This is a genomic window from Streptomyces sp. NPDC087310 (genome assembly GCF_044744405.1).
GTDB lineage: Bacteria > Actinomycetota > Actinomycetes > Streptomycetales > Streptomycetaceae > Streptomyces.
In genome coordinates, this window is sequence record NZ_JBIUYF010000003.1 from 134,554 (window position 1) to 152,561 (window position 18,008).

General features: G+C 71.7%; 19 protein-coding genes and 2 pseudogenes. 5 read left to right on the plus strand and 16 right to left on the minus strand.

The window, feature by feature from the left end:
* Positions 1 to 10 precede the first annotated feature (10 nt).
* The 6 genes from ACIO3P_RS11085 to ACIO3P_RS11110 all read right to left on the minus strand — a co-directional run bounded on the left by ACIO3P_RS11085 (position 11) and on the right by ACIO3P_RS11110 (position 6,968).
* A complete protein-coding gene (locus ACIO3P_RS11085; protein WP_329827516.1) occupies positions 11 to 1,327 on the minus strand; it encodes an alpha-glucosidase/alpha-galactosidase in 1,317 nt (438 codons plus the stop codon).
* Between the two features lie 61 nt (positions 1,328 to 1,388).
* Positions 1,389 to 2,447 (minus strand): carbohydrate kinase family protein, encoded by a 1,059-nt coding sequence (locus ACIO3P_RS11090; RefSeq protein WP_401848959.1) that lies wholly within the window; start codon positions 2,445 to 2,447, stop codon positions 1,389 to 1,391.
* A 56-nt stretch (positions 2,448 to 2,503) separates the two neighbouring features.
* Positions 2,504 to 3,361: a carbohydrate ABC transporter permease gene (locus tag ACIO3P_RS11095; protein WP_401793861.1), complete on the minus strand. Its 858-nt coding sequence runs from the start codon at positions 3,359 to 3,361 to the stop codon at positions 2,504 to 2,506.
* Positions 3,358 to 4,404 (minus strand): carbohydrate ABC transporter permease, encoded by a 1,047-nt coding sequence (locus ACIO3P_RS11100; protein ID WP_401848960.1) that lies wholly within the window; start codon positions 4,402 to 4,404, stop codon positions 3,358 to 3,360. The genes ACIO3P_RS11095 and ACIO3P_RS11100 overlap by 4 nt, the downstream gene beginning before the upstream one ends.
* Before the next feature lie 157 nt (positions 4,405 to 4,561).
* Positions 4,562 to 5,848 carry an ABC transporter substrate-binding protein gene (locus ACIO3P_RS11105; RefSeq protein WP_401848961.1) on the minus strand — a complete coding sequence of 429 codons (1,287 nt, stop codon included), beginning with the start codon at positions 5,846 to 5,848 and terminating at the stop codon, positions 4,562 to 4,564.
* 298 nt (positions 5,849 to 6,146) lie between these two features.
* Complete coding sequence (locus ACIO3P_RS11110; RefSeq protein ID WP_401848962.1) at positions 6,147 to 6,968, minus strand: endo alpha-1,4 polygalactosaminidase; 822 nt, start codon at positions 6,966 to 6,968, stop codon at positions 6,147 to 6,149.
* A gap of 439 nt (positions 6,969 to 7,407) precedes the next feature.
* Here ACIO3P_RS11110 and ACIO3P_RS11115 point away from each other — a divergent pair, with 439 nt between their 5' ends.
* Positions 7,408 to 7,614, plus strand: a complete 207-nt coding sequence (locus ACIO3P_RS11115) for a hypothetical protein (protein ID WP_401793853.1) — start codon at positions 7,408 to 7,410, stop codon at positions 7,612 to 7,614.
* A gap of 2 nt (positions 7,615 to 7,616) precedes the next feature.
* Positions 7,617 to 8,453 (plus strand): triphosphoribosyl-dephospho-CoA synthase, encoded by an 837-nt coding sequence (locus ACIO3P_RS11120; RefSeq protein WP_401848963.1) that lies wholly within the window; start codon positions 7,617 to 7,619, stop codon positions 8,451 to 8,453.
* Here ACIO3P_RS11120 and ACIO3P_RS11125 read toward each other — a convergent pair.
* Together ACIO3P_RS11125 and ACIO3P_RS11130 are read right to left on the minus strand one after the other, a co-directional pair.
* The gene (locus ACIO3P_RS11125; protein ID WP_401849523.1) at positions 8,450 to 9,526 is read right to left on the minus strand and encodes an MASE1 domain-containing protein; all 1,077 of its coding nucleotides are present in this window, start codon (positions 9,524 to 9,526) and stop codon (positions 8,450 to 8,452) included. The genes ACIO3P_RS11120 and ACIO3P_RS11125 overlap by 4 nt on opposite strands.
* Positions 9,527 to 9,636: 110 nt before the next feature.
* Complete coding sequence (locus ACIO3P_RS11130; RefSeq protein ID WP_401848964.1) at positions 9,637 to 10,569, minus strand: MerR family transcriptional regulator; 933 nt, start codon at positions 10,567 to 10,569, stop codon at positions 9,637 to 9,639.
* A gap of 83 nt (positions 10,570 to 10,652) precedes the next feature.
* Here ACIO3P_RS11130 and ACIO3P_RS11135 point away from each other — a divergent pair.
* Positions 10,653 to 10,927 (plus strand): annotated as a pseudogene (locus tag ACIO3P_RS11135) (LysR substrate-binding domain-containing protein); the annotation flags it as partial.
* Here ACIO3P_RS11135 and ACIO3P_RS11140 read toward each other — a convergent pair.
* The 4 genes from ACIO3P_RS11140 to ACIO3P_RS11155 all read right to left on the minus strand — a co-directional run bounded on the left by ACIO3P_RS11140 (position 10,924) and on the right by ACIO3P_RS11155 (position 13,810).
* A complete protein-coding gene (locus tag ACIO3P_RS11140; RefSeq protein ID WP_329827501.1) occupies positions 10,924 to 11,769 on the minus strand; it encodes a PP2C family protein-serine/threonine phosphatase in 846 nt (281 codons plus the stop codon). The pseudogene ACIO3P_RS11135 and the gene ACIO3P_RS11140 overlap by 4 nt on opposite strands.
* A gap of 364 nt (positions 11,770 to 12,133) precedes the next feature.
* Positions 12,134 to 12,886 (minus strand): 3-oxoacyl-ACP reductase family protein, encoded by a 753-nt coding sequence (locus tag ACIO3P_RS11145; RefSeq protein ID WP_401848966.1) that lies wholly within the window; start codon positions 12,884 to 12,886, stop codon positions 12,134 to 12,136.
* Between the two features lie 220 nt (positions 12,887 to 13,106).
* The gene (locus ACIO3P_RS11150) at positions 13,107 to 13,361 is read right to left on the minus strand and encodes a hypothetical protein (protein WP_329827498.1); all 255 of its coding nucleotides are present in this window, start codon (positions 13,359 to 13,361) and stop codon (positions 13,107 to 13,109) included.
* On the minus strand, positions 13,358 to 13,810 hold the full coding sequence (locus ACIO3P_RS11155) for an ATP-binding protein (RefSeq protein ID WP_401793842.1): 453 nt from the start codon (positions 13,808 to 13,810) through the stop codon (positions 13,358 to 13,360). Before ACIO3P_RS11155 ends, ACIO3P_RS11150 begins: the two co-directional genes overlap by 4 nt.
* A 264-nt stretch (positions 13,811 to 14,074) precedes the next feature.
* On the opposite strand from ACIO3P_RS11155, the gene ACIO3P_RS11160 reads away from it, so the two are divergent.
* Together ACIO3P_RS11160 and ACIO3P_RS11165 are read left to right on the plus strand one after the other, a co-directional pair.
* A complete protein-coding gene (locus ACIO3P_RS11160) occupies positions 14,075 to 14,956 on the plus strand; it encodes a DUF5753 domain-containing protein (RefSeq protein WP_329827496.1) in 882 nt (293 codons plus the stop codon).
* Between the two features lie 4 nt (positions 14,957 to 14,960).
* On the plus strand, positions 14,961 to 15,170 hold the full coding sequence (locus ACIO3P_RS11165; RefSeq protein WP_329827494.1) for a DUF397 domain-containing protein: 210 nt from the start codon (positions 14,961 to 14,963) through the stop codon (positions 15,168 to 15,170).
* A 109-nt stretch (positions 15,171 to 15,279) separates the two neighbouring features.
* Here the strand turns inward: ACIO3P_RS11165 and ACIO3P_RS11170 are convergent.
* From ACIO3P_RS11170 to ACIO3P_RS11185, 4 genes and pseudogenes are all read right to left on the minus strand, one after another.
* A pseudogene (locus ACIO3P_RS11170) lies at positions 15,280 to 15,450 on the minus strand (alkanesulfonate monooxygenase); the annotation flags it as partial.
* A 63-nt stretch (positions 15,451 to 15,513) separates the two neighbouring features.
* The gene (locus tag ACIO3P_RS11175) at positions 15,514 to 16,371 is read right to left on the minus strand and encodes an SDR family oxidoreductase (RefSeq protein ID WP_329827493.1); all 858 of its coding nucleotides are present in this window, start codon (positions 16,369 to 16,371) and stop codon (positions 15,514 to 15,516) included.
* Between the two features lie 123 nt (positions 16,372 to 16,494).
* Complete coding sequence (locus ACIO3P_RS11180) at positions 16,495 to 17,733, minus strand: beta-ketoacyl-[acyl-carrier-protein] synthase family protein (protein WP_329827492.1); 1,239 nt, start codon at positions 17,731 to 17,733, stop codon at positions 16,495 to 16,497.
* Positions 17,730 to 17,987: an acyl carrier protein gene (locus ACIO3P_RS11185; protein ID WP_329827491.1), complete on the minus strand. Its 258-nt coding sequence runs from the start codon at positions 17,985 to 17,987 to the stop codon at positions 17,730 to 17,732. The genes ACIO3P_RS11180 and ACIO3P_RS11185 overlap by 4 nt, the downstream gene beginning before the upstream one ends.
* Positions 17,988 to 18,008: the final 21 nt, after the last annotated feature.

Genomic DNA, 18,008 nt, shown 5'->3' on the forward strand with positions numbered 1-18,008 from the left:
TTCTTGCTTGTCAGAGCAGGCCCGTGGCCCTCAGCGACGGCTGGAGGAGGTCGCCGTGGGCCACCACCATGGCGTCGCACAGCTCCCAGATGCGCTCCACGGGCAGCGCGGCGGCGGTCGCCGGGTCGGCCATGGCGGCCTGCCGTACCGCGCGCGGGTCGTCCTCCAGCGCGGCCTTGACCACCAGGTCGTTCATGCTCAGGTAGGTGCGGTTGAGCGCCGCGCACTGGGCGGGCAGCGCGCCGATCCTGGTGGGCTGCACGCCCGACGCGTCGACCAGGCACGGCACTTCGACGGTGCCGGTCGCGGGGAGGTTCGAGATCAGCCCGTGGTTGGGGACGTTGCCGTAGACGGTGCGCGGGGTGCCCGTGGTGACGCTGTGGATGATCTGGGGCGCGTACTCCATCGTGGCCTCGACGTCGAGCGGGGTCCCGGCGGCGAGCGCGTCGCGGGTCTTCCCGTACAGGGCGACGTTCTCCTCGACGATCTCCAGGTACGCGCCGACGGGCAGCCGCAGCCGCTCGATCTCGCTGTCGTGGTGGAGGTACCAGGGCACGTACTCGGCGGAGTGCTCGCTCGTCTCGGTCGGGTAGTAGCCGAGCCGCCGGTACATGTCGACGCGTACGCGGCGCCGCAACTGCGGGTCGGAGGCGATGAGTTCGTCCAACCGGGGGTAGAGGTCCACTCCGTTGTGCTCGAACCGCAGCATCCACGCCTGGTGGTTGACCCCGGCGGCGCGGTACGTGACCTCCTGGTACGGGACGTCGAGCAGCGCGGACAGGTCGCGCAGCGTCCAGTAGACGGAGTGGCACAGGCCCACGACGCGGGTCAGCCCGGTGGCGGCGGTGAGGTACTGGACGTTCATCGCCATGGGGTTGGTGTAGTTGAGCAGCCAGGCGTCGGGGCACAGCTCCGCGATGTCCGCGCCGAGCGCCTTCAGTACGGGGAAGGTGCGCAGCGCGCGGAAGATGCCACCGACACCGAGGGTGTCGCCGATGGTCTGGCGCACGCCGAAGGCGGCCGGTACGTCGAAGTCGGTACGGGTCGACCCGCCCATGCCGACCTGGACGATGTTGATGACGAAGTCGGCGCCGGCCAGGGCCTCGCGGCGGTCGGCGTGCGCGCTGACGGTGACGTACGGGGTGATCCCGGCCCGGTCGGCGATGTGGCGGGCCGCGCCCTCGGCGGTCTCCAGCCGTTCCGGGTCGATGTCGTGCAGGGCGATGTGGAGGTCGCGGAGTTCGGGGAAGGCGAAGAGGTCCGTCAGGAGCCCCTGGGTGAAGACGACGCTTCCGGCGCCGATGAAGGCGATCTTCGTGGTGGTCATGACACGTTCTTTCCGTTGCGGGTGGAGACGGTGGAGACAGAGGAGACGGTGGAGACAGAGGTCAGAGGTCAGAAGTCGGAGAGGGAGAGGGAGAGGAATCGGCGGGGAGCGCGGCGCACGCCTCGTCCCAGGTGGCCTGGGCGGGGGTGCCGCCGTACGCCCGGGTGGACAGGGCCCCGCAGACGGCGGCGAGTTCGAGGGCCTCGGGGACGGGCCGGGCGGCCAGCATGGCGGCGACGAAGCCCGCGTCGAAGCTGTCGCCCGCGCCGACCGTGTCCAGCGGCTCGGCGGGGATGCCGGGGGTACGGAACAGGGTGCGGCCGTCGTGCAGGAGGGCACCGTCCGCGCCGTCCTTGATCGCCACCAGCGGTCCACGGGCGGCGAGTTGACGGGCCGCCTCCGCCACCGGCGCGTCCTCGGGCAGCCCGGCCAGCGCGCGGGCCTCACGGGCGTTCGGCAGCAGGAAGTCGGTGACGGCGAGCACCGCCCCGAGCCCGCCGGAACCGCCCGCGTCCCACGCCCCGGCCGGGTCGTCGTTGGTGTCCAGCGAGGTGGTGGCCCCGTGCGCGCGGGCCGTACGGAAGAGCGCGGGCAGCGCCCCGGCGAGATTCGGCAGCAGGAAGTACGAGGCGGCGTGCACATGCCGGCTGTCGCGGAGCAGCGCCTCGGGTACGTCGTCGGCGCCGGTGGCGGTGAGGGTGCCGGGCGCGGTGAGGATCGTACGGTCGCCGTCGCCGCGCGTCACCACGACCGTCAGCGGGGTCGACAGGGCGGGGTCGAGCCGTACGGCGCCGGTGTCGACGCCCCGCGCGGCGAGCGCCGCCACGACGAACCGGCCCGCCTCGTCGTCCCCGACGCGCCCCGCGAGGGCGACCTTGAGCCCGAGCCTGGCGGCGCCGCACGCCATGATCGCGGCGGAGCCGCCGAGGGTCAGCAGGCCGGTGTCCACGAGCTGTTCGCGCTGGCCGAAGGCGAGGGGCGCGTCGAGCGGTCCGAGGACGATGTCGGGGTTGGCGTCCCCGATGACCAGCAGATCGAAGGTATGAGAGGAGTGAGAGATGTGCGAGGCGTGCGAGGCGTGCGGCGTGTGCGGCGTGTGCGGCGTGGCGTGCTGCGGCATCCGGCTTCCCTGAGTACGGAGGGGTGGGCGGGGCGGTGGTCCGGCTCAGCGCCGTCTCATCCCTTGAGCCCCGAGGAGGTGATGGACTGGACGAACGACTTCTGCGCGAGGAGGAAGGCGAGCAGCACCGGCAGCACGGTGATCACGTTGCCCGCCATGACCGCCGCCCACTGCGTGTGGTGCAGGCCCTGGAAGGTCGTCAGCCCGAGTTGCAGCGTGTACTGCGTGTCGTGGTTGATGGCGATCAGCGGCCAGGTGAGGTCGTTCCAGGTGGTCAGGAAGGTCAGCACCGCCACGGTGCTCAGCGCGGGCCGCGACATCGGCAGCACGATGAGGAACAGCACGCGCAGCCGCGAGCAGCCGTCCATCCAGGCGGCCTCCTCCAGCTCCCTGGGCAGCGCGAGGAAGAACTGCCGCAGCAGGAACACCGCGAACGGGGTGACCAGCGACGGCACGATCAGCGCGCCGAGGGTGTCGATCAGCCCGAGGCGCTTCATGACCAGGAAGGTGGGGATCATCGTGAGCTGGAACGGGATCGCCATCGTCGCCAGCATCAGCCCCATCAGCACCCGGGACCCGGCGAACCGCATCCGGGCGAACGCGTACCCGCCGAGCGCGCCGAAGACCAGGTTGGACGTGACCGCGACCGACGAGACGATCAGCGAGTTGGCGAACCAGCGGGGGAACATCGCGTTGCCGAGCACATAGCGGTAGCCGCCGAGGTCGATCCCCGAGGGCCACAGGGCCGGCGGGAAGCGGTTGATCTCGGCGTTGCTCATCACGGAGCTGAGCACCAGCCAGATCAGCGGGACCGCGAAGACCAGGGCGAGCGGGGCGAGCAGCAGGTGCCAGGCGCTGAAGGGCAGCCACGACCGGCCCCGGGGGCGCGGCGCGGAGGGGGTGGTGACCGTCATGTGGCGGCTCCTTCGACGGGTGCGGGTCGTACGGAGCGTGCGGAACGGCGCCGTACCAGCCGCATCCCCACGGTGACCACGCCCAGCGCCACGGCGAGCACATAGGCCGCCGCCGCGCCGTAACCGGCCGTGAAGTTCTTGAACGCCTGCTCCCAGATGAAGTAGACGATCACGGTGGTGGAGCCGAGCGGGCCGCCCTTGGTCGTCACGTACACCAGGTCGAAGACCTGAAGGGCGTTGAGGGTCTGCCACACCAGCAGGAACACGCTCACCGGTGTCAGCGCGGGGAGCTTGACGTGCCGCAGGAGGTGCCACCGCCCGGCGCCGTCCAGCCGCGCCGCCTCGATCAGGGACGGCTCGACGTCCTGGAGGGCGGCGAGGTGGACGACGACGCAGAAGCCGGTGCCGCTCCAGAGCGAGATCGCCACCAGCACCAGCAGGGCCTGTCCCGGGTCGGAGAGAAAGCCCTGGGGGGAGATGCCGAGCGTGTGCAGTACGGAGTTGGCGGCGCCGAACTCCGGGTCGAGGATGAAGGAGAACAGCACGCCCTGCGCGGTGGCCGAGACGACGAACGGCACGAAGATCAGGGTCCGGTAGAGCCCCACGAACCGGATGCGGCGGTTCAGTACGAGCGCGAGCGCCAGCCCGAGGCCGATGGACAGCGGCACGTACAGCGCCGTGTAGAGCAGGGTGTTCCGTACGGCCTGGCCGAAGTGCGGATCCAGGCGCAGCGCCCGGTAATTGTCGAGGCCGACCCAGCGGCTGGGGGTGACCAGGTCGTCCGCCTGGAAGGAGAGCAGGAACGACCAGCCGACGGGGACGATGCTCAGCCCGAGGATGATCAGGACGGCGGGCGCGATGAACGCCCAGGCGGTGACGGACTCACCACGGCGCAGCGGCGAGCCACCGGGGCGGCGGAGGAAGCCGGGCAGGCGGGAACGGCCTCCGGCGGCCGGGTCGGCAGGGTCGCCGGGGTCCTGTCCGCCCGTACGGCGGTCTCGGGCGGCGTCGGGGAGCGTGAGCGGGGCGGGCAGTCGCGGCATGACGGTTCTCCTGAGCGCGGTGTACGCGGACTACACGGGTCAACGCCGGGCACGGGCAGCGCTGTTCACCCGACCGGCGCGGGGTACGGGCAGCGCGGGGTGCGGGCGGGCCGCCCCGGTCACATGTCCCGTGCCGGGGTACGGGCTGCGGTACCGGTCAGCGCGGGATGAGGAGCGCGGCGTCGGCCTCCCGCGCGCACCGGCGCAGCGCCTCGGCCGGAGTGCTCCTGCCGAGGAGTACGGCGGCGATCGCCTGCCCGAGCGCCTGCGATATCTGCGGATACGCGGGGTGCGCGGGGCGCACCCGGGCGGAGTCCAGCGCCCGGGTGAACACCGAGAGCCCTTCGGTCTCCGCGTCCTGTTTCCGCCAGGCGGGCAGCGCCGCGGTCGGCCGGCTCAGCGGCAGGCTGCCCGCCTGGATGTCCCAGCGCACGTCCTGGTCCGGCTGCATCAGCCAGGTCAGGAAGGTCCGGGCGGCCCGCACCCGGGCTGAGCCGTTGTCGAAGACCGTCCAGGTGTCGGGCCCTGAGATGGTCATCGGACGACGGCTGTAGCTCGGGAGCGGGACGACGTGATACTCGATCTCCGCCTCGCGGATGTCGGGGAGCTGCCACGGCCCGGTGACGACCATGCCCATCCGCCCGGAGAGGAAGACCTGGTACATCTGCTCGCTGCCGGGCTTGGGGTCGACGTACACACTCCGCGCCCGGGCCAGCGTGTCCACCGTCTCCAGCGCCCGTACGCCGGTCTTCGCGAAGCCGATCGACTTCCCGTCCGGCGCGATGACCTCACCGCCCAGGTCCCACACCATGGGCCACAGCCGCCACACCGTGTCCTCGTCCCCCACGCCCGGCCAGCCGGTGCCGAAGACGGAGCGCCGCCGGTCGGTGAGGCGCGCCGCCGTGTCGGTGAACTCCTGCCAGGTCCACCCGGGTTGGGGCAGGGGCAGGCCGGCGTCGCGGAAGAGCTTCTTGTTGCAGACGACGGCGAGCGAGTCGATCAGGGCGGGGGCCGCCCGTACCCGCCCGTTGACGGTGACGGCGTCCCGCGCGGGCTTCCAGTAGTCGTCCCACGGGACGGGTCCCGAGCGGACGGTACCGCTCAGGTCGACCACCGAGGGGCTGCGGGAGACGCTGGCGAGGTCCGAGCCGAAGACGTACGCGATGTCGGGGAAGGAACCGGACGCGAGCGCCGCGGTGATCTTCTGGAGCATCGCGTCGGCGAGGACACCGCCGCCGGGCCTGACCCGGATCCCGGGGTGGCCGCGGTTGAACTCCCGTACCAGCGCCTCGATCGTGGCGCGGCCGGAGTCGGTCTGGCCGTGCCACAGCTCCACCGTGACCCGGCCGTCGGCGCCGACCTCGTCCGCCGCGCCCGCGCCGCACCCGGAGAGCGCGGCCGACGCGGCGGCGCCGAGCGCGAGTCCGGTGCCCGTGCGCAGCATCCCGCGCCGGGACGGGAGGGACGGGTGAAGCCGATGAGGCGGTTGGGACGGGGACGAGCTGGGCATGCGGGAGTCCGCGGCCATGTCTACCTCCCTGGAAGGCGTGCGGGGCACGCCGTGCCGTATCGCCGAAGGCCCTTGTTCACCGAAGTTCGCCGGATTCCGGCGAAGTTCACCGGATTTCGGCGAAGCTCGGCGAAGTTCAGCAAAGTTCAGCGAGGGCCCTGTTCACGGAGGGCCGCCGGCCTTCCTCCAAGAAGGCCGGCGAGCCGGGGTTCCGGACGGGGAGGGTGTGGGGTCAGCAGGTCTGGCGGAGGTAGCCGCTGCTGCCGATCGGGGAGACGTCCATGTCACGGCGGACGATGGACAGCTTGTCCTTCCACCCGTTGCAGGCGGTCGTCATGCCCTTGGAGCTGTACTCGATGACGATGACGTTGTCACCGAAGTGGTCGGTGAAGGAGTCGCACTCGTTCCACTCCCCGCACTCCTCCGCGATGGCGAAGTCGAGCCCGGTGGTGGCGCGGTACTCGGCGAGGTCGGCGGTGTTCTTCTGCGCGATCGCCAGACCCTTCGTGTGCGCGTGGGCGGAGAGCTTGGCGATGTACGCCATGGCGGCGTCGGTGCCGAACTTGCCCCGGCTGCGGTCGTAGCTGTCGTAGTTGTCGGGCTCGATCGCCTGGAACCCCTTGGCGGCGCAGCCGTCGATCCAGCCGTTCACCTTGGCCGCGATCCGGTCGCGCTTGGCGGCCGTGCTCACGTCGAGGATGGCCTCGTCCCACTCCTCGTCGATGATGACGTTGCCCGCGGAGTCCCGCAGGAGGAGGTCGGCGTCCCACTCGTCCAGCTCGTTCGGCTGCACCTGGAAGGCGTTGACGTAACAGATGTTGTACAGGCCCGGGGCGGGCGACGCCTCGCGGTCACGGCTGACCACGGTCACCCCGGCCGGCGGGGTGTACGCGCCGCCGATCTGGTAGTCGAACCCGGCGTGTGCCGGGGGAAGGGTGACGGCGGCCGCCGCCGCGCCCGCGGGCGAGGCGGAGAGGAGAGGGGCGACCAGCGCTGCCGTGATGGCCGCGACCGCGGCGGAGATCCGGCGGGTACGGGCACGGTTGATGCTCACTGTCGAGCTCCAGAAGGAGTGGGGGGCACGTCCCCGCCTCGGACCCTGGAGTGATCCTGGCGACTCTGTCCGGGCTTGCGGGGCCGTGGGGGCCCTGGCGCTCACCGGCTAGGCGTACCTCTGGTACCGCAGACTCAGCGCTCTAGGTGCTCAGCTCCGGCGTTTCGAGGAGTAAAGCGAGAGGGCCTCCCCCGTGTCAACAGACCCCAGGAACACAACTCCGCCCCACAGGCCACACGTTCGGGACGATACGGACATCAGGCGAGGGGGGAAACGGGCCCACGCGGGCCCGTAGGAAGCCGACTCACAGGGACTGGCTCACGGGGACTGACTCACAGAGAACTGGCTCACAGAGAACTGGCTCACAGGAAGCTGGCTCACAGGAAGCTGACAGCCTGGGGCCACCCCACTCCCAGCATCGCTCCCTAAGGTCCCGTGCATGACAGCGAAACACGCGGACACCAAGGTGAGCAGGCGGCGCGCACTGGCCATCGGCGGGGGCGTCGTCGCGGGCGCGGGAGCGGTCGCGGCCGGATACAGCGCGTTCGCGGCGGACCCGGCGGGGGACACGGCGCCCGCCTCCGCTTCCGCATCCTCCGCATCCTCCGCGTCCTCCTCGTCCTCGTCCTCGTCCGCCACCTCGTAGCCGTGCGGCGCGAGGACGAGGCGCTGGCACGGGCCGCGTCGGACGCCCTGCTGGCCGAGGCGGAACTGACCCCCAAGCCCGGTCTCCCCGACACCCGCGAGGCCGACTTCGGCGCCCTGCGCTGGTCGGCCGGGTCACTGGTGCCCGGCCTCGCGGCGATGGCCGCCGCTGCCCGCCGTACAGCAGAGGGACCGAGCCGTCAGCTACGGGCGGAGCTGGGCTCGATCGGCCGCTCCACCGAACGCTCCATGGCGCGCGCCAACGCCGGTACGGCGCTGCACCACGGCGCGCTCTGGCCGCTGGGCCTGCTGGTGGCCGCCGCCGCGCTGGAACCGGCGAAGGCCCCGGACGAACTGCTCGCCGTCGCCCGGCGGATCGTCACCTTCACCGACGGAGCGGCCCCGCGCCGCCCCACCCCCGGCTCCGCGGTGGCCTCCCGGTACGGCGCGGCGGGCGCGCGCGGCGAGGCACGGGCCGGATTCCCGCACGTACGCAAGGCGTTGGCGGCCCTGCGGAGCGCGCGGGACGCCGGGGCGCGGGAGCCCAGGGCCCGGCTGGACGCCCTGCTCACGGTGATGTCCACCCTCCAGGACACCGGCCTGCTCCACACGGCGGGCCCGCACGGGCTGCGCCTGGTGCAGAACGGCGCCCGCGACGTCCTCGACGCGGGCGGTACGGCCACCCCGGCGGGCCGGTCCGCGCTGGACGCCTTCGACACCCGGCTGCGCGCGGCGGGGCTGCGCCCCAGGGGGAGCGCGCATCTGCTGGCCGCGACGCTCTTCGTGGACGGCCTGTGGTCGCGCGGCGTAGCTCCACGAGCCCGTACCGCCACGAACTAGTCGTCGGCACTTCCTTCGGCCGCTCTGCCGGAGACACCGGGGCCGGATCCGCCGGGGCCGGGGCGCCGCCCCGGCGGGTCCGGGGCGAGGCGGCCGACCACCTCCGCCAGTTCCATGCATGCCTGCTCCACCTTCCGCCGGATGTTCCGCTGCTCGGTGACGATCGCCGCCAGCAGCAGCCCGGTCAGCGCGGCCGAGCCGTTCAGGGCCTGGAGGCTGATCATCGTCTCCGTGAGGTCGTGGTGGGTGAACGGGCCGACATGGTCGGTCGCCGCCCAGATCACCACGACGGAGACCAGCAGGACGCACAGCGCGCTGCCCACCAGTTGGAAGCGCAGAGCGGCCCAGATCAGCAGCGGGAAGACGAGGAAGAGCAGGCAGAGCGGGCTCCTGGCGGCGACCGGGGTGACGACGACGGCCGTGACCAGCAGGGCCGCCGCCTCCCCCCAGCGCCGCCCGCGCCGCCCGTGACCGTGGCCCTCTCCCCGGTCCTGCCCGGCGCGCTCCGGGTCGCCCGTCCCGGGCAGCCGGACCCGGCGCAGCAGGAGCAGCAGCGGGGTGATCACCAGGACCCCCATGGCGTCGCCCGTCCACCACGCGGTCCAGGTCGGCCAGAACCCGTGGCGCGGCAGCCGGTCGCTGAGCACGAGTACGCCCGTACCGACGGTGGCGCTGATCAGCATCCCGCCCAGCGCACCGAGGAACACCAGCGCCACCCCGTCGCGCAGCCGGTCCACCTCACGGCGGAAGCCGGCCCGGCGGAGCATCAGATACGCGCAGACCGGGGCGAGGGTGTTCCCCGCGATGATCACGATGTCCGTGGGGTGGAAGACGCTGATCGTGACGATGCTCAGCAGGGCGCCGAGCGAGATCCCCGGCCAGACGCCGAGGCCCAGATGGAGCAGACAGCCCAGGGCGACGCCGGTCGGCGGCCACAGCGGTGTGACGATCGCACCTTCGACCCTTACCTGTCTCACCAGCCCGAGCTGCCCGACCGCGTAATAGGCGACGGCGACGCCGAGGGCCGGGAGAGCGCGGACGGTGAGACGGCGGAGTTGCTCGGTACGCACCACACCGGCCATCAGACAATGTCCGCCGCCGCGCTCCGCCCAGGTCGGCCGTGACACGCCAACGAAAGCCCCCAGGCCCGGTCCCGTGCCCCTCCCGGCACCGGGCCGTGTTCTCAGGTACCGGGTGAGTCCTGGGCGGAGAGTTCTTCGGCCAGTTCCATACAGCGCAGGCGGGCCGGGGAGAAGTCGTAGGGCATCTTGCCGATGGCTTCGAACGCGCTCATGGAGCCGGCCTCCCGCCCGCCGGAGCCGAGGCCGGCCTCGTCCTCGCCGTCATCGGCGGTGGCAGGGTGCAGGGTTTCCCAGGCGTCGCAGAGGGCGTCGTCGTCCTTGTCCAGGCCGGACTCCTCGATGACGGCATGCAAGGCGCTTTCGAAGGCGTGCCGCTCGACGGCCACGTGAGCCACCCGTGGATCATCGACGGCGACGCTGTCATCGAGCGCCTCCTCGGCGTCATCGATACGGTCGGAGTCCTCCCGCAGAGTGGGATGCGTGGCCAGGACGATGAAGCGGGTGGCCTGGACAGCCGCGCCGAGCGGGCCGAAGATCCGCTCGGTGACCAGCAGACTGTCCAGGTCCGCCTGGCGCAGGGACCCCTCGGGCAGGCTCTTGAGGCGGTCGGTGACCAGGTCGGAGAGCAGGCCCATCCGGCTGCCTTCGGTGCGCATCCGCTGCACGGCGGTCCGTTGCCGCCGCAATTCCGCCTCCTGCTCGGCGAGGGATTCCTCCACCCGCTCCAGGATGCCCGCGATACCGTCTCCACCGTCCGTACCGATGTCCGTACCGGCGTCCGTTCCGGCGGAAGCGGTGTCGGCGAAGGCGTCACGGATGTCGTCCAGGGCGATCCCCGCGTCGGCCATCCTGCGGATCCACAGCAGCCGGATCATGTCCTCGTACCCGTAGCGGCGTCGGTCGTCGCCACCCCGCACGGGCTCGGGGAGCAGGCCGATCTCGTGGTAGTGACGGATCGCCCGCGGTGTGGTGCCGACGAAGGCCGCCGCGTCACCGATCTTGACCTGGCGCGGTGGGATGAAGGACGAATGCATGAGCAGGGACCTTTTCTCAAGGGACCAGGACGTAAGTCCACCGGACCACATGCCGCTACGGAAGGTGCAACCCCATGCCCCCTCCCCCCACCGGCGAGAGAGAGCTCGCTTCGGGACGGTACTCAGCGAGCCCTTCGTGGCCGTGCTGCCGTCCACCCATCCTCTGGCCGCCCAACGGACCGTACGGCTTGCGCAGTTGGCGGACTCACCCTTCGTACTGCTGCCCCGCACGGCCGGCCCGCCACTGCACGACCAGATCATCGGCCTGTGCACCGCAGCAGGGTTCACACACGACCGTAATCCCCTGGTCCCACGCCTGCTGTCGACCATCAGCCAAGTTCCGCCGGACAGGGCCTAGCCGTCCGGGGGTCCCGCGTCGTGGCACAGGACGAGGACGGCGGCGTCGTCCGAGTGGCCCGTCAGCTCGGCCACCTTCATCACCTCGGCCGCCAGCTCCCCCGGATCCGTACCCTCGCGCAGGCCCTGGGCCAGCACCCCCGCCACCGTCGCCAGCCCCTCCTCGATCGGGAACGAGGGGCCCTCCACCACCCCGTCCGTCAGCAGCACGAAGACGCCCGCCTCGGTCAGCCTGCGCCGGGTCACCGGGTACGCCTCGCCCGGCTGGATGCCCAGCGGCAGCCCGCCCGCGTCCTCCGCGACCCCCGACCGCCCGTCGGCCGTGGCCCATACGGAGGCGACATGGCCCGCCCGGGCGCTCCGCAGCTCCCAGGTGGCCGGGTCGAAGCGGAGGAAGGAGCAGGTCGCGAAGAGGCTGGAGCCCACCGAGAGCAGCAGGTCGTTGGCGCGGCTCAGCACCTCGCCCGGGTCGGTCGCCGTCGCGGCCACCGCCCGCAGCCCGATCCGTACCTGCCCCATGATCGCGGCGGCCTCGACATCATGGCCCTGTACGTCCCCGACACAGAGGGCGAGCGTGCCGTCGGGCAGCGTGAAGCCGTCGTACCAGTCCCCGCCGATGTCGAGCCCGTCCCGCGCGGGTGCGTACCGGGCGGCCGTCCGCAGCCCGGGGAGCGCGGGCAGGACGGCGGGCAGCATCTCGCGCTGCAACGCCTCGGCCAGCTCCACCCGGGCATGCTGGAGCTCCGCGCCCCGCCGCGCCTGGGCGGTGAGCCGGCCGAGGGTGGTCAGCAGGTCGTCGGCGCTCGTGGCGGGGGTGGACCGTGTGGGACGACGCCGGCTCATCCACCGCTCCGAGGTACGTCCGTCATGGACCGTCTGTCATGGACCGCCCCGGGGTCTCCGCGCGGCGGCGTACGTACGGCGACCCGCGCGGACAGCCGTCAGCACAGCCCGCACGAATCACCGCATTCATCATATTTCCGGCCCGCCCATTCCGCTTCACGAGCCGGTGCCGAGCCGACACCGAGCCGGTGACCTGCTGTCCGCCTGGGAGACCCGGGACGCGCTCCACCTGGGACGACGCCCGCCACCGCCTCGACCGCCAGGCCCGCTCCAACGCCTCGCACGGCAGCGCGGGCCCGGACAGAGCCGCCTGAAGCGGGGGCACGCCCCCGCCTCAGGCAGCCTCAGGCCGTCTCGGGCCACCTCAGGCCGCGAAGCCGCCGTCCACCGCGATGGCGGCCCCGGTGACATACCGGCCGGATTCCCCCGCGAGGTGGGCCACGGTCGCGGCGATGTCCGAGGGCTGCCCGTAACGGCCGAGCGCGGTAAGGCCCTTCTGCAACTCGTACCCCGGGCCGCCGACGGGGTTCATGTCCGTCTCCACCGGCCCGGGGTGGATCAGGTTGACGGTGATCTCCCGGGGGCCCAGCTCACGGGCGAGCGACTTGGTCAGCCCGGCGAGCGCGGTCTTGCTCGTCGCGTACAGGGAGCCGCCTGCGAACGCGGCCCGCTCGGCCATGCAACTGCCGATGTTGATGATCCGGCCGCCCGCGCCCATGTGCCGCAGCGCCGCCTGGGACACGACGAACGGCGCCCGCACATTGATGCCCAGCACCCGGTCGACATCCTCCAGCGCCAGGTCCTCGACCGGGCCGAGCACCCCGAGCCCCGCGTTGTTGACCACGATGTCGAGCCGCCCGAACTCCTCGGCGGCCCGGTCCACGGCCGCCCGCATCGCCGCCGGATCCACACTGTCGGCCCGCACGGCCCAGCCCCGGCGCCCCAGCGCCTTGATCCGGTCGACCACCTCCGCAGCGCGCACCTCACTCTGCTGGTAGGTCAGCGCGACATCGGCACCGTCCTCGGCAAGCCGAAGCGCCACCGCCGCGCCGATACCCCGGCTGCCGCCGGTCACGAATGCCACTTTGCCGTCAAGCACGGCAGTCACCGCAGTCATTTCGCCCATCTCTTCGCTAGGTAGGGGTTCACGTACATGACGATGCTTCCGCGCCGCAGGCAAGGAGTCCGGCGGCATTCAGACGTCACCCTGAGGCCGAGCATGTGCGGGTTCAGGCCGGCCTGCCGGGGCGGTCCGGCGGTGCCTCATGACGGGCGGTCCGCCATAAAACACACCCGGCCCACCCCCACAGGCCGGCCCGAACCCGCACCCGACACCGTCACAGCAGCCATCGCCCCCGCCCGACCATGCGGGGGATCTGGCGGGCGCGGATGGTGATGTGCACCGGTTCGCGATGGCAGTGGCAGGTGTACGAGTACGTCTCCTCCGCCGCGACGAACGGCGGATCCGGGACACCCTCTTCCGCCCCGGGTCGCCCATGGGCCGCGTACAGCACGCCGAACACCAGCGCGGTCAGGCTGATGGAGAGCGCGACGACTCCCCAGAACGTCTCGTCGACCACGGCGGCGGTCACCGCCGGGGCAGCGAGTCGGGCCGTACGGGCTTCAGGTCGATCTCCGCGAAGACCGTCTTGCCGACGACCCGGGGCTCGGTTCCCCACCGGTCGGTGACCTGGACGACCAGCGGCAGCCCGCGCCCGAAGCACTCGTCCTCGTCGGCGTTCCGCAGCATCGGCAGCCGCTCTCCACGCGGGTCGCTGACCTCGATACGGAAGAGCGTGGACCGCAGAACGACGGCGACCTGGAAGAGCCGGTCCCGCAGACATCCATGGAGCAGGGCGTTGGTCCCCAGCTCGCTCACGACCAGGCCAGTGACCCAGGCGAGTTCGGGGTGCCCCCACTCGGCAATGAGCCGCGACGTCCGATGCCGCGCCAGGCTCACGCTGCCGGCCACGGGGGTGTAGTTCAACCGGTCCTCGTACAACACCGGCTCCCGGTCAGGGCTTTCAAAGGGTGAGGACATGGACGCGCACCTCCACGTGCGGTCGGGGACGTTGCCCGTACAGGCGGAAGCGCGGCGGTGGCGATACCAGGGCCTGCGGCTGCCGTTAGGCAGGGCAGGGCGGTGCACTTCCGCCAGAGACTCCGCTGCGCGAGCGGCTGCGCACTCACCGTAGCGGGCAAGTCCACTGCGCAGCAAGATGGCGGGCAGCTAATTGGCTGCCCTGTTTGAGTTCGACGCAGTCGAGGCCCCAAGATGAGGCGACCTACGAGAGGAAGACACAAGGTGGCCGGTAGCAACCCGGATCGCGGAAAGACGGTCTCAACCGTTCTCGGCCGAAGGCTTGGGAGCGAGTTGCTGCGCATGCGCTTGCGGTGCAACTTGGGGCAGGCGGCTGCGGCCAAGGCACTGACGGCTTCCGTCACCAAGGTCGCGAAGATGGAACGCGGTCTGGTCCCCATGCGCGATCCGGACATCCGCGCGCTGTGTCATCTCTACGGTGAAGGCGATGAAGGTGCCATAGACCTGCTCTTGGAGCTGGCAGAGGCCGACCGTAACCGCCGCAAGGCGAAGGGTTGGTGGGACCACTACACCGATCTACGCTCTCTGGTTGAACTGGTGGCGCTTGAAGACATCGCCACACACATCCGTTCCTGGGAAGTCGCCGTCCTGCCCGGGATACTGCAAACACCGGACTACGCGAGAGCGCTTGCCGTGGGCAGTGGCGCTTGGTCAGACCCGGAGAAGATCGAGCCGTTCGTCGAGGCCCGGATGGCCCGAAAAGCACGGCTACTGGGAGAGCAATCGTTCGAACTGTGGGTAGTTCTCCATGAGGGAGTTCTGCGTCAGCTCGTCGGTGGTCACACTGTGATGAAGGACCAGCTCGGGCACCTGCTGGACATGGCCAAGCGTCCGAACGTGAAGGTGCAGGTAGTGCCCTACTCCGTAGGCGCTCATCCGACCATGGGCATTGCGTTCAGCATCCTGTCGTTCGCCGAAGCGGGCGCCCTCGATGTCGTGCATATGGACACCGCTTCGTCGGGTGTCTGGCTGGAAGGAGAGACTGATGCGAAGCGACATGGTCAGCTCTTCGCGCATCTCGCTCAGATGGGGCTGTCCGAGCAGGACTCAGTTGCACTGATCAACGGAATCGTCGAGGAGCTGTAATCGCGTGCCCGGTTATGAGTTTGTCAAGTCCAGCTACAGCGGGGGCGCGCCCGAGAACTCGTGCGTCGAGGTCGCCCGCAACATACCCACCACCGTCGCCATACGTGACTCCAAGAGACGGTCCGGCCCCATCCTCCACATCACCCCCACCGCCTGGCGCACCTTCCACACCGCCCTCCAGGCCGACAACGCCGAGCGGACGCATCGCCACTAGGGCGAGGTGAGCGCGGCCCTCGCTCCCCAGGGCCGCGTCAGCGCCGTACCTCCGTCGCGAACGGCACCGCCGCCGGAGCCACGGCCGTGCCGCCGCCCGCAGCCGGGTGCGCCCACAGGTTCGGTGAGATCTCCAGCCCGTCCGTGGAGCCGCCGTGCAGGGCCGGCATGCGCTGCTGGCCCTCCGACTCGCTGCGTGCCAGGCCCGTCTGTACGGCCTTGATCGCGTCCGCGTCGAAGCCGTCGAGCAGGCGCTGCGCCTCGGCCCACGCCTGGTCGGCGGCTCGATGGCGCTTTGGAGTGAACCGGTGACACGGCGCTACCCTCCTGCTCGCACCCCGGCGTCACACCACAGGACCGGCGACCGCCGGGGCCGGTACCGGCGCCCCCGGCCGGGATTCCAGTTCGGCCACGGCGTGGCGGGCGTTGCGGGTGGCCAGGGTGGGGAGGGTGGCGCGGAGGAACTGGGCGGCTCTGAGCCAGGGTTGGGCGTAGACGTGGCGGGCGCGGCGTTCGATGCCGGTGGCGATGCGGTCCACCGCCGGGGCCAGCGGGTAGGTGCGGCCGGTGGGCCAGGGCAGGTCGGCGCGGAGGCGGCCGAGCGCGGCCCGCTGTTCCGGGGCGCGCACCATGTCCGTGTCCGTCCAGCTCAGGTAGGCGACCCCGGTGCGTACGCCGTGGTGGGCGGTCTCGGCCTCCAGGGAGTGCGCGAAGGCTTCCACGGCCGCCTTCGAGGCGCAGTAGGCCGTCATGAGCGGCGTGGGCGCGAGGGCGGCGAGCGAGGCGATCTGGAGGTAGTAGCCGCGTGACCGGATCAGCGCGGGGAGGAAGGCGCGGGCGGTGTTGACGCTGCCGAAGAGGTTGACCTCGACGACGCGCCGCCACGCCTCGGGATCGGAGTGGCGGAAGAGGCCGCCCGTCGCGACACCCGCGTTGGCGACGACGGCGTCGACCGTACCGAAGAGCGCCTCGACGGACCGTGCCGTACGGAGCAGGGCGTCCGCGTCGGTGACATCGACGTGCCAGTACGCGGTCTCGCCGACCAACTCCGTCGCGATATAGGCCAGTTCGCGCTCCTCCAGGCCGACGAGGGCGACCCTGGCACCGCGTGCGGAGAGGGTACGGGCGAGCTGGGCGCCGACACCGCGCGCGGCGCCGGTGATGACGACGGTACGGCCCCGGAGGGGCGGGCGCCTGCGCATGGGTGGGCCTCCGAACAGGGCGAACAGGGGGTGGGATGAGGACGGGGGGGTGAATGTGGTGCCGTACGCCTCGTCGTGCCTCACGAGGCGTACGAGGCGCACGGGTCGGGTCGGGGCGGGGGCTCAGGCGCGTTCCAGTGCCAGTACCGCGTTGTGGCCGCCGAAGCCGAACGAGTGGCTGACCGCCCGGTCGATCCGCTGCCGCAGTGGCTGCTTCGTCACGCAGTCGAGGTCGAACTCGACGGCGGGCGCGTCCAGGTTGGCGATCGGCGGTACGACGCCGTGCTGGAGGGTGAGCACGGTCAGCGCCGCCTCCATCGCCCCGGCCGCCCCCATGCAGTGCCCCAGCACGCCCTTGGGCGCGGTGACCGGCGGCCGGTGCGGGTAGACGCGGCTGATCAGCGCGGCCTCGGTCGCGTCGCCGAGCGGGGTCGACGTGCCGTGCGCGTTGACGTGCTCGACGTCGCCGGACCGCCAGCCCGCGTCGCGCAGCGCCACCTCGACGGCCCGCTGGGCGACGGCGCCCGAGGGGTGCGGGCTCGTCGGGTGGTGGGCGTCGGTCGTGGCGCCGGCGCCCGCGATCAGCGCGCGCGGGCGCGCGCCACGCGCCCGCGCGTCCTGCTCCCGCTCCAGCACCATGATCGCGGCGCCCTCGCCCATGACCAGCCCGGCGCGGTCGGCCGCGAAGGGGCGGCAGAGCAGCGCGGGGTCGTCGCCGGGTCCCGCGATCGCGGTGGCGCCCGAGCGGGCGAACCCGGTCATGGCGAGCGGGAAGACGGTGGCCTCCGTGGCCCCCGCCACCGCGATGTCGCACTGTCCGGTGGCGAGCAGGTCGCGGGCGACGGACAGCGCCGTCACCCCCGAGGAACAGGCGGTGCACGGCGCCATGCTGGGCCCGGTGGCCCGCATCTTGATGGCGATCTCGGCCGCCGCCATGTTGGGGATGGTCAGCAGGGTGCCCGTGGCCGAGATGGCCTCGGCGCCGCGCCGGTCGAGCGCGACGGCCTGTTCCGTGACGCTCGCCGAACCCCCGCTGCTCGTCCCGACGATGACGGCGACCCGGGTCCCGTCCCAGCTCTGCGGGTCGAGCCCGGCGTCGGCGACGGCCTCGCGCGCGGCGAGCAGCGCGAACTTCACATGGCGGCCCATCCGGAACGCCGTCCGCCCGCCGATCGCCTCGTCCAGGTCGACGCCGCCGACCGTACAGGCGAAGTCGACGACGCAGCCCCGCAGTTCGGGCACCGTACGCGCGGGGGACACGCCCGCGCACACCCCGTTCCAGGTGGACTCCGTGTCGTTCCCGGCCGGGGTCATCATCCCCAGTCCGGTGACGGCGACGGCGGGCCTGGCTCCACCGGTCATCGGCCGACGCCCACGGCCGCCATGTCGAGGAACGCGGTGATCTCGGCGAGGGTGGCGCCCTTGAGCAGCGTCTCCGAGTCGGCGTCGACGCCCAGCTTCTCCTTGATGATGACGGCGAACTCGGCGACCGCGAGGGAGTCCATCTCCAGGCTGTCCATGGTGGCTTCGGGGTGGATCTCGACGGCCGGCACCTTGAAGGTCTCGGCAAGGACCTCCGTGATCTTCGGATGGATCGCCTGACGGGTCGCATTCATGGCATGTCCTTTCAAAAGGTA

What these genes read in the sequence shown, in the direction of transcription:
- ACIO3P_RS11155 (WP_401793842.1), bottom strand. Translation starts at nt 13,810, where the DNA reads ATGTCCTCACCCTTTGAAAGCCCTGACCGGGAGCCGGTGTTGTACGAG.
- ACIO3P_RS11105 (WP_401848961.1), bottom strand. Translation starts at nt 5,848, where the DNA reads ATGCTGCGCACGGGCACCGGACTCGCGCTCGGCGCCGCCGCGTCGGCC.
- ACIO3P_RS11130 (WP_401848964.1), bottom strand. Translation starts at nt 10,569, where the DNA reads ATGCATTCGTCCTTCATCCCACCGCGCCAGGTCAAGATCGGTGACGCG.
- ACIO3P_RS11145 (WP_401848966.1), bottom strand. Translation starts at nt 12,886, where the DNA reads ATGACTGCGGTGACTGCCGTGCTTGACGGCAAAGTGGCATTCGTGACC.
- ACIO3P_RS11180 (WP_329827492.1), bottom strand. Translation starts at nt 17,733, where the DNA reads ATGACCGGTGGAGCCAGGCCCGCCGTCGCCGTCACCGGACTGGGGATG.
- ACIO3P_RS11140 (WP_329827501.1), bottom strand. Translation starts at nt 11,769, where the DNA reads ATGAGCCGGCGTCGTCCCACACGGTCCACCCCCGCCACGAGCGCCGAC.
- ACIO3P_RS11090 (WP_401848959.1), bottom strand. Translation starts at nt 2,447, where the DNA reads ATGCCGCAGCACGCCACGCCGCACACGCCGCACACGCCGCACGCCTCG.
- ACIO3P_RS11115 (WP_401793853.1), top strand. Translation starts at nt 7,408, where the DNA reads ATGACAGCGAAACACGCGGACACCAAGGTGAGCAGGCGGCGCGCACTG.
- ACIO3P_RS11085 (WP_329827516.1), bottom strand. Translation starts at nt 1,327, where the DNA reads ATGACCACCACGAAGATCGCCTTCATCGGCGCCGGAAGCGTCGTCTTC.
- ACIO3P_RS11185 (WP_329827491.1), bottom strand. Translation starts at nt 17,987, where the DNA reads ATGAATGCGACCCGTCAGGCGATCCATCCGAAGATCACGGAGGTCCTT.
- ACIO3P_RS11095 (WP_401793861.1), bottom strand. Translation starts at nt 3,361, where the DNA reads ATGACGGTCACCACCCCCTCCGCGCCGCGCCCCCGGGGCCGGTCGTGG.
- ACIO3P_RS11175 (WP_329827493.1), bottom strand. Translation starts at nt 16,371, where the DNA reads ATGCGCAGGCGCCCGCCCCTCCGGGGCCGTACCGTCGTCATCACCGGC.
- ACIO3P_RS11100 (WP_401848960.1), bottom strand. Translation starts at nt 4,404, where the DNA reads ATGCCGCGACTGCCCGCCCCGCTCACGCTCCCCGACGCCGCCCGAGAC.